The organism is Pedobacter yulinensis, from assembly GCF_003029735.1.
Taxonomy (GTDB): Bacteria; Bacteroidota; Bacteroidia; order Sphingobacteriales; family Sphingobacteriaceae; genus Pedobacter; species Pedobacter yulinensis.
Genome location: NZ_KZ686269.1, coordinates 1,524,300 through 1,539,218, shown reverse-complemented (window position 1 = coordinate 1,539,218; position 14,919 = coordinate 1,524,300). Strand labels below are relative to the sequence as shown.

Annotated in this window: 16 protein-coding genes and 1 tRNA gene; 12 read left to right on the top strand and 5 right to left on the bottom strand. The window is 44.5% G+C overall.

Annotated features, from left to right (window positions below):
- Nucleotides 1–636, bottom strand: a complete 636-nt coding sequence (locus C7T94_RS14250) for an HAD family hydrolase (RefSeq protein WP_107216138.1) — start codon at nt 634–636, stop codon at nt 1–3.
- A gap of 69 nt (nt 637–705) precedes the next feature.
- On the opposite strand from C7T94_RS14250, the gene C7T94_RS14245 reads away from it, so the two are divergent.
- Nucleotides 706–779, top strand: a tRNA-Ile gene (locus C7T94_RS14245).
- Nucleotides 780–1,592: 813 nt separating this feature from the next.
- Nucleotides 1,593–2,030 (top strand): hypothetical protein, encoded by a 438-nt coding sequence (locus C7T94_RS14240; RefSeq protein WP_107215948.1) that lies wholly within the window; start codon nt 1,593–1,595, stop codon nt 2,028–2,030.
- Between the two features lie 546 nt (nt 2,031–2,576).
- Here C7T94_RS14240 and C7T94_RS14230 read toward each other — a convergent pair.
- The gene (locus tag C7T94_RS14230) at nt 2,577–2,963 is read right to left on the bottom strand and encodes a DUF4260 domain-containing protein (RefSeq protein ID WP_107215946.1); all 387 of its coding nucleotides are present in this window, start codon (nt 2,961–2,963) and stop codon (nt 2,577–2,579) included.
- 296 nt (nt 2,964–3,259) lie between these two features.
- Here C7T94_RS14230 and C7T94_RS19420 point away from each other — a divergent pair, with 296 nt between their 5' ends.
- From C7T94_RS19420 to C7T94_RS19640, 6 genes are all read left to right on the top strand, one after another.
- On the top strand, nt 3,260–3,529 hold the full coding sequence (locus C7T94_RS19420) for a hypothetical protein (RefSeq protein ID WP_162618701.1): 270 nt from the start codon (nt 3,260–3,262) through the stop codon (nt 3,527–3,529).
- A 374-nt stretch (nt 3,530–3,903) separates the two neighbouring features.
- A complete protein-coding gene (locus C7T94_RS14220) occupies nt 3,904–4,845 on the top strand; it encodes a DUF4625 domain-containing protein (protein WP_162618700.1) in 942 nt (313 codons plus the stop codon).
- Nucleotides 4,846–4,964: 119 nt separating this feature from the next.
- Nucleotides 4,965–5,657 (top strand): hypothetical protein, encoded by a 693-nt coding sequence (locus C7T94_RS14215; RefSeq protein ID WP_162618699.1) that lies wholly within the window; start codon nt 4,965–4,967, stop codon nt 5,655–5,657.
- A gap of 9 nt (nt 5,658–5,666) precedes the next feature.
- Complete coding sequence (locus C7T94_RS14210) at nt 5,667–6,380, top strand: DUF4625 domain-containing protein (RefSeq protein WP_107215942.1); 714 nt, start codon at nt 5,667–5,669, stop codon at nt 6,378–6,380.
- A gap of 156 nt (nt 6,381–6,536) precedes the next feature.
- Nucleotides 6,537–7,265 carry an alkaline phosphatase gene (locus tag C7T94_RS19645; RefSeq protein WP_239495022.1) on the top strand — a complete coding sequence of 243 codons (729 nt, stop codon included), beginning with the start codon at nt 6,537–6,539 and terminating at the stop codon, nt 7,263–7,265.
- On the top strand, nt 7,240–7,938 hold the full coding sequence (locus C7T94_RS19640; RefSeq protein ID WP_394341002.1) for an alkaline phosphatase: 699 nt from the start codon (nt 7,240–7,242) through the stop codon (nt 7,936–7,938). The genes C7T94_RS19645 and C7T94_RS19640 overlap by 26 nt, the downstream gene beginning before the upstream one ends.
- Nucleotides 7,939–8,025: 87 nt before the next feature.
- Here C7T94_RS19640 and C7T94_RS14200 read toward each other — a convergent pair whose 3' ends face one another.
- The 3 genes from C7T94_RS14200 to C7T94_RS14190 all read right to left on the bottom strand — a co-directional run bounded on the left by C7T94_RS14200 (nt 8,026) and on the right by C7T94_RS14190 (nt 10,714).
- The gene (locus tag C7T94_RS14200) at nt 8,026–8,793 is read right to left on the bottom strand and encodes a methyltransferase domain-containing protein (protein ID WP_107215941.1); all 768 of its coding nucleotides are present in this window, start codon (nt 8,791–8,793) and stop codon (nt 8,026–8,028) included.
- 24 nt (nt 8,794–8,817) lie between these two features.
- Nucleotides 8,818–9,333, bottom strand: coding sequence for a helix-turn-helix domain-containing protein (locus C7T94_RS14195; RefSeq protein ID WP_107215940.1), 516 nt, complete (start codon nt 9,331–9,333; stop codon nt 8,818–8,820).
- 157 nt (nt 9,334–9,490) lie between these two features.
- Nucleotides 9,491–10,714 (bottom strand): TlpA family protein disulfide reductase, encoded by a 1,224-nt coding sequence (locus C7T94_RS14190; RefSeq protein ID WP_107215939.1) that lies wholly within the window; start codon nt 10,712–10,714, stop codon nt 9,491–9,493.
- A gap of 187 nt (nt 10,715–10,901) precedes the next feature.
- Between C7T94_RS14190 and C7T94_RS14185 the strand changes: the two genes are divergently transcribed.
- From C7T94_RS14185 to C7T94_RS14175, 4 genes are all read left to right on the top strand, one after another.
- The gene (locus tag C7T94_RS14185) at nt 10,902–12,002 is read left to right on the top strand and encodes a sensor histidine kinase (RefSeq protein ID WP_107215938.1); all 1,101 of its coding nucleotides are present in this window, start codon (nt 10,902–10,904) and stop codon (nt 12,000–12,002) included.
- On the top strand, nt 11,977–12,654 hold the full coding sequence (locus tag C7T94_RS14180; RefSeq protein ID WP_107215937.1) for a LytR/AlgR family response regulator transcription factor: 678 nt from the start codon (nt 11,977–11,979) through the stop codon (nt 12,652–12,654). The genes C7T94_RS14185 and C7T94_RS14180 overlap by 26 nt, the downstream gene beginning before the upstream one ends.
- Nucleotides 12,655–12,732: 78 nt before the next feature.
- On the top strand, nt 12,733–12,888 hold the full coding sequence (locus C7T94_RS19415; RefSeq protein WP_162618698.1) for a hypothetical protein: 156 nt from the start codon (nt 12,733–12,735) through the stop codon (nt 12,886–12,888).
- Between the two features lie 490 nt (nt 12,889–13,378).
- On the top strand, nt 13,379–14,710 hold the full coding sequence (locus C7T94_RS14175) for a serine hydrolase (protein WP_107216137.1): 1,332 nt from the start codon (nt 13,379–13,381) through the stop codon (nt 14,708–14,710).
- The last annotated feature ends 209 nt before the right edge of the window (nt 14,711–14,919 follow it).

Below are 14,919 nucleotides of genomic sequence, written 5' to 3'. Positions count from 1 at the left end.
TCAGATGATCCCATGCTGCTTAAGGAATTCGCCTAGTCTTTCGGCTGGCTCGGTCATGAGCAGCGTGTGGAGCCCGGCTTTGCGGGCGCCTTCAATATGCTGCGGACTGTCGTCAATAAACAAGGTCTCGGCAGGGTTGAGGCTGTTCTCGCAGATGACCTGTTCAAATATGGCCGTATGCGGTTTGCGCAGTTTCATGTGCTGCGAGAAATAAGCCTTCTCGAAATAGTTATCCAGGTTTTCCAGTTCAAAAGTTGTTTGCAGGTAAGCGGTGATCCAGTTGTAGTGGATTTCGTTGTTGTTGCTGAGCAGGAAGGTACGGTATTTTTGTTTCACCTGCCGCAGCACATCGTGGTTTTGCGGCGGGGTGCCAATGAGCAGGCTGTTCCAGGCTGCATCAATCTCCTCGTCGGTCAGGTCGTTGTTCTCTGCGGCCTGGCGAATGCCGGCGCGGAATTCGGCAGGCGATATTGCTGCCGTTTCAAAATCATCGAACAGGCTGTTGTGGGCCTTGTGCGCAAAGAAGGCGGTTACGTCTTTAATCCCCAGATTGGAAAAGGCCTCCTGGGCACGTTTGAAGTCGATGGTGAAGATGACGTTGCCGTAGTCGAAGATGATGTTTTTGATATTTTCCATGCCGATCGTTTTTAAAATACGCTGCAAATATGTAACATTGCACTCGCAAAAATCGAAAGATTTTTCACTGCGCCTATAGCTCAGTCGGTTAGAGTAGAAGACTCATAATCTTTTGGTCCCTGGTTCGAGCCCAGGTGGGCGCACGAAAAAGCAACCCCTTGGGGTTGCTTTTTTAGTTAGCGGCCACCTGGGCGAGAAGTTATTCAGAGCGACAGCGATGGAAAGACCAGTGGGCGCCCAAGTAAACACGTAAGATTTTTGGGGCTTGCCCTGTGTGTTGACCAGTCAAATTAATAGCTTTCAGGGCCTCATTGATGCTTACGGTGACGGGAGACTTAGATTTGCAAAGGCCTCTCCATACTGGTCAGCTTAAGGGCATTTCTCGCTATATTTGTTCAGCCCTGCATGTATATTCATGAGTACAACGGGGAAAATCAAATCCCTACACCAAGCCCCAAGGGGCTGAAACAGAAACTGCTTGCTTTGAAATCAGTCAACAATTAACCCCAAAAAACTGTTCATTGTCAGACTAGAAAATCACCGAAGAAGGTATTTAGCAGAAGTAGCTACGATCTGAAAAGGTGAACGTTTAAGTTAAACCGGTTATGAACTTTGCCAAACTGATCCCTAACGTGTTATCAAGACATCAACGATGGGCTGAAAATGTTTGCATTGAGGGATAATCAGGCATGTATTATTGTTCAGCAGTGGTAATGCTATATTTTCATCATCTTCAACGCATGTCTTAAAGACAGTATTTAACTGAGAAAATCGTGGGATAAGGGGAGGGGCATTTTGCCGGTATCGGAACGGGCCAGTATCTTCAGCTAGCACAGATGCAATTTGCGGCAAGTGCGCTCTGCTACAGCGTGCTGAAACAGTTTTCGAGCCCTGAAATCGCAGTTGCCCAAAACCTTGCACGCGAACTTTGTTATTAGCATTGCAAATACTATAAAATGGAACAAGAGCGTCTCGAAATACTGCCCAATCGCAAAAAAAGAATTTTGTTGCTTTTTCCCTTAGCAGGGTTGATAGCGCTGGTATGGTATACGTCTAAATTTATGAGTGTTTTGTTTTTGATATATACAGCTGTATTAGTTTGGGCACTGGTCCATCTGATCTTCCGGATATTCAGCAACAAGCCTGTTTTGGTCTTAACAAAGGAAGGGATACTGTCTAATATGACGCCTAATGGAAAAGAGGCTGGCTTAGTATTTTGGAGGGATGTGACGGATATACGCGAAATGAGGACGTTTTGGTTTATACGAAGCATTGCGGTTTTCACGCACGAAAGTAAAAACACCTTCCGGCTACATCTGGCTGATGATGAAGCGGCTATAGACCATGACCAGCTTTTGGCTGTGATAAAACTATATTGGGAGAAGTACCGATAAAGTTTGCGTTGGTAAAACCGACAACTATGAAAAAATTATTATGTATAACGACGCTGCTTTTGACGCTGAGCGCTTCCCAGTTTGCTTACGCACAAAAATCTTACGATAACAAGATTTAAAAGGCATACATCAATAAGGACAGGGCCACATTGACACTTGCTGATGGATACCTGCTAGCCAGCAAGATCGTCATTCATTCCAAGCAAGGTGATCAGCTGTTTCTACCCGCTGACATTGAAGTCGACGAGAATGGCAAACTGCGATTTGATGCTGTTCAAGACGCCGTCAGGCACCGGACTAAAGAAGTCGCGACAATCACCCTTAGTGGCCTTGATGAACATCAGGTTCTACCTACGGTAGGAGCGATCTATTGGGATGGAAAAGCGAAGAGATCAATAATATTTAAAAAATCAGCTGGTGCACAGTAAGATGAAGATCACCTGGTATTTACAAGCCCGCTTACCGTTCTATCTTACCTTCACCGTCGCTGCTATGTTAGTATGCAACGGTGTCCAGGCGGGAACAAAATAAAGACCGGCTCCGCCCTCAATTATCTTTTATCTTTCCTATCCAGCCAAGGCTGGTATGTTTGAAATCATCTGTAAACTTTAAGCCATAACCCAGCATGCGGTCGAATGACGAATGCGCTACCAGCAGAAGGCCACCGGCAATCAGCAGATCCATGTGCATTAAAAAGCCAGCGCCCATCACAGCCAATGCAACGCCACGATGATGAAATATGTTGTAGGTAAAGGCACCCAGGCGCGTACCCACCAGGTAGCCCGCCATAGAAAGATCAGGACTGAAAAAAAGCAGTACCCATATCCAGACAGGCAAACCCAGGTTATATGTCGATAAAAAATAAATGGAAACAGTAGTTATTGCAAGTTCTTCGATTTTGATGGTAAGATCCATCGCTTTTTGCTGGTTCATTATATTCCTTGTTTATGTCAAATAGAGCTGCTCAAAGTTAATGAACGGCTATCTGATCTACAGTGGTTTTGATTTTATCACTTTCCAAAAAGTTAAACAGAGATTCAAGGTCTTGTTGTCGGTTCGACTACCCCATTTTGATCTTTCGTTCACATCCCGGATAACTTTCGGAAAAAAATTATCCGAAATCCAGAAAATAAATGCAACTTTGATGCATCGTGAAGCAGATAAAAAATGATCGACCGTCAGGATGGTGCCAATGGGTTTCCATTTTTACGCTTTCTTTTTTTCTCGCTATGTCATTCATACAGGTGTTTCATGCCCATAACAACGCCGATAGAACCGAATTGTCCAGGCAGCAGGATGCCACTTACCTGGTCGATAAATGCGCAGTTTGCGACCTTCATGTGCACAAGCAGGAAGATAGTCTGCCCGTTGCCTGTACCGCGGTTTTGAAAGCGCCTTCAGCTAGCCCTTTAAGCCATGGTAGGTACATCTGTATCGGCAACTACAAATTCACTTTACAGGGTTTCACCAATAAGGGTCCGCCTTACATCGTCTCTTAGTCTTCAGAAAACGATGTTACATAACGCCTATAGATAAACGATACCGTTCAATCAGGCAATAAAACGTTACAATTCGCTTTTCAAATAGCGGGGAGCGTCTTTCAAATCTGTAAAAAGCTTTAAGCGCCCGACCTGTCAGAAGCGCTCATGGCGGTCTTATGAGCAGCTAAGCGATAGGCAAGGTGGCCGCATGCCCTTTGCTGAGCGTTCATGCCTGCAAATAGATTAAGCCCATGACATGAAATCGCTGGCCGTTCACTTAGCCATGCTGCCGCTGTCGTCGAATGTCAGTACTCCAGGTACCGGCTGTTCCCCGGAAACAGAGCGCTACATTCTATTATTCAAATCATTCAATTTTAAGTAATCCATTATACATGAGATCTATAAAAACAACAGCCATCTTCCTTTTATTTGCAGCAGTTTTCACGGCTTGTAAAAAAGAACCCGGCGAACATCCCGATCCGGAGACACCCAAGCCAAAGATGGAGAATCTGGAACTTGGGCTTGGCAATGCCGGGATTGGCGTGACCGGCGAAGATTTTCATTTTGAAGCTGACCTGCTTGCCGTCGAGAAACTTGATAAAGTTGAAGTAAAGCTGATCCAGAAGCCTGGGGAAACCTACAGCAAAAGCTGGAAACACGAAATTCTCTGGACGCAGTACAAAGGGCTAAAAAACACCAATGTACATAAGCATTTCAAAATTCCAGCCGATGCGGCAGAAGGAAAGTATGATCTGGTTACAACAGTTTATGACGAGAACGGTTCAAAGCTTGAGGTGAAAAGGGACTTTGAAATTTATAGCCGGGCCAATTTGCCGGTCAGGCCCATGTTTACCGGAATCTACGTGCACCGGAATTGGACACCTTTCTACGATTCACATACAGATAAAGAACAGTACCCGGTTCTGCGGCTTAAAAGGGGCGATACACTGCAAACTCAGGTGAATGTATCCTTTGTGAAAGGGGACGGCAAGCTCTACGTGCTGCTGATCAAAAAGCCGGCAAACTACAACCCGAAAACAATCGAAGAAGTGGATTTGAGCAAAGCAATTGTTTATGACGTCTTTGACCACAAGAGTGAAACCAATGTATATGATTTTTCAAATTCAGTCTTTGACTTCAACACCTTTATGCCCGTCCGCTTCATTCCGGATTTGATTATTGGTGCAGAGCGCGATAACAACACCGCAGGGGGCAGCCTGATAAACGGCGCCAGGGCATGGCAGACCGGCGACTACAAGCTCGTGATCATTTACAAAAATACGACAGCAAATAAGACGATCTATAAGTCAGTCCCTTTTGGAATAGACTATTAGATTCCTGAAAGAACGCAGGTATCGAATAAACGAAATGCAAGGGCCGTTGCCGCATTCAAAGCGTAAATAGCCACACATAATAACGAGCTAAATAAAAGTCCCATCAATCAACAAAGAAAATGAAGACAACAAAAATAATTGCACTGACCTTAACCGCCGGCTTGTTTTTAATGAGCGGCTGTAAAAAAGATGCCGATAGCCAGCACGATCAACCTAAGCCGTTCGCTATAACGGAACATTTCGTAGCGGGTACCTTAACGCAAAAAAGCGGAACGAAATACACAAGTGTTTTTTTTATTCAGCTGCTGGAAGATAACAAGGCTTTGTTCGTCAATTCTGCATCTACCAATCTAACAGGTACCTACACGCTCACTGAAACGGAGCTTACATTTGAGGTTACAGGCGGAAATGCCCGCATTGCCCGGTTCAACCTTGACAAGGATAAAAGAATCACATCGGCATACTACAAAGCGTTGGCTACAGAGTATGATGCTACAGGTGAGCTGCTATCCGTCAGGGAAACAAATGAACTCGCCGGGAAGTCATTCAAAGGGGTAGAGTTCAAAATGGGGGAGGTGAGCAACAGGCCGGGGCTGATCTATAGTTTCAATAAGGGCGGAACAACGACTTATGGCTCAGGGACCGACTCAAAAACGATAGACAATACGCTCAATAACTATACACCCATTGGCGGTTCAGGCTTCAAGTATGTCAGCGGAAATAGTGTGGAGCTGGGATTTCTATCCGGCAAAAAACTGACGGTTTTCCGCTCAAGCGGTCTGTATTACTACGGTAAATATGACCAGTTATAGCCGATTGTTATGCATTACATACATTTCAAAGCATGGGTAATGGCCATGGCGGTCATTGCCCTTATGGTATCCTGTAAAAAACAAACTGCGCATAGCCCGGAGATGCTTTCGGTGAATGCAGTCGAGGTAGGTCCCAACAATTCAAAAGTAGCTTATACGGCCAGCGATTTACACCTGGCCGCGAGAATGATAGCGCCAGGGAAGATAGCCGGCATTAAAGTTCAGATCACACTTGACGAAACGAACTACGGCTGGGATTTTGTAAAGACGTACACCTCACCTTACGCAGGACAAAAAAATGCCGATTTTCATGAACATATTGCAGTGCCGGAAAACGCACGGCCTGGTAAGTACACGCTGCTGATGGTTGTCGCCGACGAGTCAGGGGGGAAGGCACAAGGCAAGGCCGGTTTCGAAATCATCAGGGACCTGTCTCTTCCACGCGTCAGTAACGCTTCTTTAATTTCAAGTGGTGCGATATTGAACTTTTCGGGGCTGATAGAGGCTTCCAACAAGATTTCCAGGCTGGTGATCGAGGTGCAGTCCAGCACCTGGGCCAGAACGTTTACCGATACCGCTCCCGACATGGTGGATCAGGCGCGATACCAGGTAAACAAGGACATCGATTTGAGCGCAGCGCCCGCCGGGCACTACCATGTAAACGTTACCGTGTTTGATAAAGTTGGCAAGCAGGCTTTATACGCCTATCATTTTGACAAATAGTTCGGATCAGCGATCATTGATAAACAAAGCAGCCTGATGCACGGATTTAGCCAATCAACCTGTCGTTTCAGCGTAAGGACAGACTATTTGGGTCGCTGCCGACAAGATCACTCTGGCTTTAACTTTTGATAACGATAGAACAATTTCTTTGCAGCAATGAAAAGAAGAGATTTTTTTAAGGGCGCTTCCGCAACAGTGCTGGGAAGTGCATTTTCGAAACCATTCCAGGCCCTGGCAAACCCTAACACCCAGCGGGAAGGCCTCAGAAAGAAAGCGAAAAACATCATTTTTCTGGTGAGTGATGGGATGAGTATTGGCACACTTAATATGGCAGATCTTCTGTTGAGACGGAAGGAGGGTAGGCCAAGTCATTGGATTTCGCTTTATGAGCAAGATAAAGCCCGGCGGGCGTTTATGGATACTGCTTCTGCAAGCTCGCTTGTTACGGATTCAGCCGCTGCCAGTTCGGCATGGGGTGGCGGTAAGCGGGTAAATAACGGCGCATTAAACGTTAATTCCGATGGCTCAGAGAATTTGCCGATCTGGCAAAAGTTTAAGCGGGCAGGGAAATCAGCAGGTTGCGTGACTACTGTTCCGATAACCCATGCCACGCCCGCAGGCTTTTGTGTGGCGAGTGAAGCAAGAAGTGATCAGGCCGGCATTGCACTAAAGTATCTTGACGCAGGTTATGACGTTCTTCTTGGCGGCGGACTCGAATTTTTTGACGCTTCCCTTCGTAAAGACAGAAGAGACGTTTTTCGCCTTTTTCGCGATAAGCATTATGATGTAGTTAAAAAACAAAAAGGATCTGCTGAGCCAGTCCCGCAAAACTGTACTGGGCGTTTTTCAGAAGGATGGAATGCCGTACGCGCTGGATCGCGCTAATGATAAAGATCTGCTGGGGCAGACCCCCTCACTGGCTGAGATGACAGGGAAAGCAATCGAGTTGCTTAACAAAAATCCGCAAGGATTTGCGCTTCAGGTAGAAGGCGGAAAAGTCGATTGGGCGGCGCATGCTAACGACGCTGGTGCACTGATCTATGATCAGATCGCATTTGATGAGGCCATCAGAACGGCAGTAGATTTTGCAGAGAAAGACGGAGAGACGCTGGTAGTCATCACAACGGATCATGGGAATGCAAATCCGGGTCTATTCTACGGCAGCAAAGCGGATGACCATTTTGACCGGATACAGACTTTCAGGCACACAAATGAATGGATACTTAGAGAGGTGAATAATAGTACGACGGCACCCGCACTCATAGATAAAATTGAGTTTGCACAGGGGTACGCGATTACATCGGAAGAAAGCAAACAGGTGCTGGCACACTATCGGTCTCTTGGTGGAGAAAGTCTATATAACCCACGAAATTTACCTTATAAAGAATTAGCCCAAATACAGGCGCGCTATACAGCGGTGGGATGGGGGTCTATGGATCACTCCGCAGATTATGTAGAGCTAGCGATGTTGGGGCCTGGTAGTGAGTTGCTTCCATGTTTTGTAAAAAATTTCCAGTTGCACAATTTGATGTTGGATGCTGCAGGTCTTTCGAGATAATTTTATGGATTCGTAGTTGTTTTAGTTCCGAGGCTTACCCTGGAAAGTCAATTAGTTTACGAACTGTCTGACTTTAACGAGCCTGACTTATTGTAGTCTGCCGTACAGGAGCAATCTTTTAAACGCATAAATGGCAGGAAGCTTGGGGAAATGTTTCGCAATCCTTTGCTGGTATGTAGTGATGAACAGTGTCCTTTCTGCACCTTCAAGACGCTCAAGATAGGGAAGCAATGCCGAGCCAGAAATAAAATCGTATAGTGTCTGGTGATCTTCGGCTATGATCGGATAAACTTTTTGCATGATCTGTATGTCGCTAAGCCCCTGTTCAAAAAGTATCCCGGCATATTCGTCTATACTTAAAACCGGAGAAGATCGCTTCCAGCCTTTTAAAAAACCCTTGAATGGTTCTTCCTGAACGAGGTCAAAAAGTATGCTATTGAGCAGGTTTTCGTTTTGTACTGGCATCTGTACCGCGATCTGTCCGCCTGCATTGAGTTGACCGATAAGCGCAGGAAACAGCGTTTGATGATCGTCAGACCATTGCAAAGCGGCATTACTAAAGATCAAGTCCCATTGCTCTCCGCTGTTGATAACCGCCTCGGTAGACGACCTGCAAAAATGCAGGCGATCATTTTCAAACGTTTCGGACTGGTCCAGCATTTCGGCCGAAGTGTCAACGCCCATGAATACTGCGCCTTTGAATTTATCCGTGAGGATTGCCGTCTGCTCCCCTGTACCACAACCCAGATCGATAGCTTTCATTTCTCCGGCGGGCCGGATAAAAGCTGCCAGATCAAAAAAAGGCTGGTAACGGATATTCTTAAACTTGTTATAGCTTTCAGGGTTCCAGGGCATGAGGGTTTATGATGATATGCGATCTTAATTTAAGGCCGACGTCAGTTGAACAGGAGACACGCCATATTTCTTTTTAAAGGAAAACGAAAAGTGCGATAAGTCTTCAAACCCAACTTCAAGATAGACCTCTGTCGGCTTTTTCCTTTTTTCGAGCAATTGATAATGCGCGAGCTCAAGTCTTTTTTCTGTAAGCCATTTCTGGGGTGTGGTTTGGAAAAGCTTTTTGAAGTCCCTGTTAAAGGTAGACAGGCTCCGGCCGGTGAGGTAGCCCAGTCTTTCCAGCGGCATGTTGAACATGAAGTTCCGCTGCATAAAACTGACCAGGTCAATTTTACCGGGCAGATCAAAATTGGCCAGCACACTGTCTACACAGGGATCGATCGTCCGCAATATACTGATGGCCTCCGTTATTTTTAAAGAAGTGAGATCTTCGGGAAATTGCCCGTCTATATCAAAGTAAGGGATGAGCGAAGCGAGGCAGCTTTCTAATAATGGATGATTGAGAGAGCCCGACGATGTGAGCAGTTCCAGCGACCTCACTCTTTTCCGTCAATCAGTCCTGATAACTTGTCACTAACGGCAGCTACCACCTATGGTAAGCGGCTGTTTTATCTGGTTGCAGAAAAGATTAACCTCTACACAGGAACGGGGAACGGGGTGATCAAGTTTACGTTGGTGACACCTGTGTCTAGAAAAATTACAGGTTCTGGTCAATCAATGTGCGCAAACGACTTATATCAAGCTTACCTGAATAAATAACGCTGCCCGTTTTGCCAATCAGTACAACTTGCGGAAAACCAGTAATCCCGTATTTGGCAGCAATCTTAGGGTCATCTCCTAAAAGTACTGGGTACATGACCCCATACTTTCTTACAAAAAAATCAATCGCTTTAGAATTATCCTCCGTATTGATAGCAAATAAGCTAAACTCACTGTGCTTGTACGCGTGGTATAGGTCATTTAATTTTTTCACCGCTTCGATACAATATCCGCAGTTTTTAATCCAGAATTCCAGCAGAACTACCTGTCCCTTATGTTGTGATAACGTTTCTTTTGTATTGCCGGCCAGATCTGGAAGTGTCCAATCTGGTGCCGCTTCACCTGGTGCAATGATAGATACAGTCTTCCGGTCATCCAGCTCATAGTCATTTAGGTAAGTGGAGTAATACCACGACTTTTCCCCCGGCAGTTCGGACTGTACCTGGATGTCGCTAAAGTCAGTCCGGTTAAAATCCGGGCTTCCTCTTTTGGTCTGTAAGAGCGTTACCGGCAATAAAGTTTTTTTGTCGGCTACAAGTTTATAGCGGAAAGTAATATTGCTTGATGTAGCCGTAAAACCGGTGCCCAGGTAATTTACCAGTTTGTTGCAAAGATCAAATTGCAGCAGATAAAAAGACCGATTTTCAACTACAGTATCTCTGATCTCTTTCACTATACTACCATCATTAATGACAAGGGGTAAAACATTCCGTAGGGTAACGATAGAATTGAATAGCGCGGAAACACCTTCAAATTGTGCAGGTTCAACCGCAGGTATGACTTTGATTGTTCTTGTTTTTGAATTCCCAATAAAGAGTTCTTCATTATTAAATATGGAAAAGCCATCAGTACTGGTATACTGGAATCTGAAACCGACTAAGTCGTTCTCCTTATCAAAATCAACGAACATGTTTCCTCCCGATTTGGACAGATAACTTTCCGACGGATAGTTAAACTCGCGGGCGTAACGGTAGCTAATGTGTTTTAGCGTGAACAATTTTTGAGCGACCTGGTGGAAGATCCTATGGCTGTTTTGTCTGGCTCCGGCTTTGCCGCTGATTAAAATTAGCAGGCCCAACGCAAGTATACCTGGCCGCAGGGAAAAGACGTATGAACCATACATTCTTTCATGGTAACGGTTAGCCTTTTGATATTCCTTCATTGTCGAACGTTATTGTTATCAGGCAAATGTATGTTCGCAACCCTGTACAGCTTTAAGAATTAGACGAATCAAGTCGTATTTTAGACGGAATCCGGTCGCCCACAATTTCGTCGAAAAAATCATGGTTTTTGTCGAAATATGGTCCATGGGCTAATAATGAACCGCAATTAATAGCTTTTTTTACATTATGTCTGATGGTAGGCTGATAGCACGCAAATACTTCATCATAGAGCTTCTCTTTTTATTGCTTATCTGTTATCTTATTCCGGTAATCAGCGATATTGAGTACAGCTATTATGAAGAAAAAAATTTCTTGAACTTTGCCAGGGCAATGGAATACCGCCTTGTGTATGGGACTTTTTCATTTTTCTTTTACGGGCTCTATTACTGGCTGTTTCTAAAGCGGTACTTATTCAAAAAGCGAACATTCCATCTTATATTGAGCGTGGTTGCTTTTATTTTAATAAGCCATGTTTATAACAAATACGAAAACTGGCTGGTTAGCAACATGAACTTCCTTTCTGATAGCTTAAGATTGCGGGCCCTGCAAGACTACAGGGAAACCAAGCTTTATTTTATTGTCAGCTATATCGTGAGCCGCATTGTTTTTACCTTGGTCGGCTTTGCCTACCTCATTCGTTCCCTGCAGCAGGAAGAAGAGGTCAGAACTTTAAAAGAGCAGCAGCTGTTAAGTGAATTAAACTATTTAAAAGCCCAGTTACATCCCCATTTCTTCTTCAATACCTTAAATAACATTTATGCTTTGGCGCTGAGGGGATCTTCCAGTACCGCCATAGTTGTAGCAAAACTGTCAGAAATGATGCGTTATATACTCTACGACGCAAGTCAGAAGCTCGTGCCTTTAAGCAAAGAAATTAACTTTCTGACTAATTTTGTGGAATTGGAGAAGATACGCCATTTTGACAACATCACCATTGATTTCGAGGTGCAGGGAGTACCTGGCGATAAGATGATTGAACCGCTTTTGTTGCTTCCGATCATTGAAAATGCATTCAAACATGGCATAAGGGAAGAGTTAACAACTGGTTTTGTCCAAATTGTAATTCTGATAGCTGATCCTGAACTCACTCTACAGGTAGAAAATAGCAAACCCCAAACCGAATACCCGCCTGCTCATTCCGGAGGCCTCGGGCTAACGAACTTGGTTAAACGCCTGGAACTCTTGTATGGCAAAGAAAAGCACCGGATTGACATCTGTGACAATCACCATACCTATCAAGTAATATTAAGCCTTAAGACACATGATTACCTGTATAATCGTAGATGACGAGCCCCTTGCACAAGAAGTACTTGAAAGCCACATCAAGCGTCACGGACAGTTACAATTGCTGGCGAAATGCAGTAGTGCCGTCATGGCGTTTGAACTATTGCATCACAAACAGGTCGATTTGATATTTCTGGATATACGTATGCCCGGTATTAGCGGCATCAGCTTTGTGAGGTCCCTTAGCAATCCGCCGAAGATCATATTTACTACAGCTTACCCGGAATATGCTTTAGCGGGATTTGATTTGGATGCTGTTGACTATCTGCTTAAGCCTGTTACCTATGAGTTGTTCGCCCGCAGTATACAGAAGTTGCTTAGGATACAACCGGAGATCGTAAGCAAAGACAGGGAGTATACTTACTTTAAAGTTTCCGGAAAGCTTGTCAAAGTCATGCATGCTGATATTATATTCGCGCAGTCGGTTAAAGATTATATTCAGTTGCAGACCGTATCCGGGCGGTTATTAACGCATATGACCATGAAGAATCTGATGCAGATGTTACCCGCACGACTATTCGCCAGAATCCACCGATCATACTTAGTCAATAGAAACATGATTAATATCGTCAGTAAGACCAAAGTACAAATAGGTGCCGAAACTATTCCTGTCGGCAATTTGTACCGTTCAAACTTAAACTTTGATATACCTTGATGATTTATCATCTTAAAATCGTCTGATACGTCGCTATTGCCAATCACCCCCAAGGGCAACGTTATTAAATCCCCGTCTTTGATGATGATGACTGCGGCAACAGCCGGCGCACAAACAGATCAGCAGCTCTTCGACTCGATTGCCTCACATGCGCTGGCATTAAGTAGAACACAGCTGCACTACAAGATCGTCGCCGGTTATATCGTAATCTTTGGGAAATTTATTTATGGCTAATTTCACCGCTTCCCAGCAGATGATTTACGACATCCAGGTATATGATATCGGAATGCCCTATTGCATCTATTATTCCTTTCCTGCGATTTTATTTTAATGGAACAAGTTATTGTATGCAGATGTCGCTCTGCTGCCGCTATATTGATCCCCACCAGATGATCCTGGATTACCTGAAGCCGGGTCGACGGTTTCAGGGCCCTGGAATTCATCTGGTTCGGGGACAAGAGGCGCTGCAAAACAGATGAACAAATTATTTATCTTTAGAGAACAAACCGAGAAGCTTATGATTACTGTCGCCATGAAAAACAATGGACTGAAAAATGCTGAACGTTATAAAGTAACCCCTTTATAACGGTCTACATTTGTGAGAAATGGATGAACAGGCAGAGATGCAAGAGTAGCCATTACACCTTCACCTAATTTTAAATTCTACGCCGTAAATACAGTTTTTGTTAGTATGAATAGTACACGCGGCCGAAAAAACCAGATCATGAAAAAACCATACTTCCTATCAGCTTTGATATTTTTTTCTCTGTCGGTAGATGCTCAAAGTACATCAAAGAAACTGGAACACTTGATGAACACTTATTACAAATTGAGGAAGTTTAATGGAACGGTCTTCATTACGCAAAAGGGAAAGGTCTTACTGGAAAAGGGCTTCGGTTATCAGAATATCAAAAGCAAGGTCCCGAACGGCCCGCAGACAATTTATCAGATCGCTTCGGTAACCAAGCCTTTCACTTCAACGCTCACCTTGAAGCTAGTGGAAATGAACAAGCTTCAACTGACAGATCGAATCAGTAAGTTCTACCCCAATTTTCCCAAAGGCGATAGTATTACCGTCAGGCATCTGCTCAGCCATACCTCCGGTATATCAGACCATGATGCTGACACCACCAAAAAGTTCAGACAAGCAACCGAAGAAGAGACCTTTATAGAGAAGGTAAAATCCCGGACGCCCGACTTTAGCCCGGGTACTGACTGGCGGTACAGCAACTCGGGCTATATTATGCTGGGATACATTATACAGAAGGTAACACAAATGAGTTATTATGATGCGATCAGAAAATATATTTTCAAACCGGCCGGCATGCGGCAAAGTGCCTTTGACTTTGCAGCGTTGAATAGTCCCTACAAAGCAACCGGATACTGGGTTTTTCCGGAAAATGACGACGCAGAACCGGCAAAGCTTATCAATTACGACGCGCCAAAAGCAGCCGGTGCTATCTATTCAACGGTAGGCGATTTGTACAAGTTTCATAAGGCGCTACAATCAGGCTCGCTGGTTTCTCATAAGTTGTTAAAAGAAGCTTATACGCCGGTCATGCTGAATTACGGTTACGGTTGGATCGCGGAGCAGGCCACTAATAAAAAAATGGTCTCCCATAGTGGTGATATCTGGGGTTTTAAAGCAGAGTTCGCCCGCCTGCCTGAAGATGACGTTTGTATAATAATGCTTAGCAATGCAGAGGACTTGGACCTGCATAGCATTACATTTAAGCTTATATCTATTTTATTTAATCAGCCTTATCAGTTCCCGGCTCAAAATAAAATTCAGCTTGATGACGCCACATTAAACAGCTACGCCGGAAAATACGAACTGAGACCAGGTGAGCTTATTGAAGTCCGGGCAGACAATCATCGGCTAATGGCCACTACCGGAACAACTCAGGAAATGTATGCACAGCAAAAGGACCTCTTTTTGCTGGATAACGGAAGGGATAAGAGAACGGTAACCTTTGAAAGAGATGGCGCAGGGAATGTCATTTCACTTTCGTTTATGAATGGCGATCAAAAGATGACCTGTAAAAAAGTGAAATGACAAGGGGCATCTGTCAAAATTAGAAGATAGGTGCTGCATTCGCCTGCTGCGCGGATAACAAGGTTTATGTCATTTGACCAATCCGACAGCGATCGTCGAAATCGCTGTTCAGGAACGCGCAACGACAGTTTGTTAATGACTTCTCCGTAATCGTTTTATAGTTAGTCTTACCGTTTGCTGATGGGCTGAGGCGCTATTCGAGCTGTTAA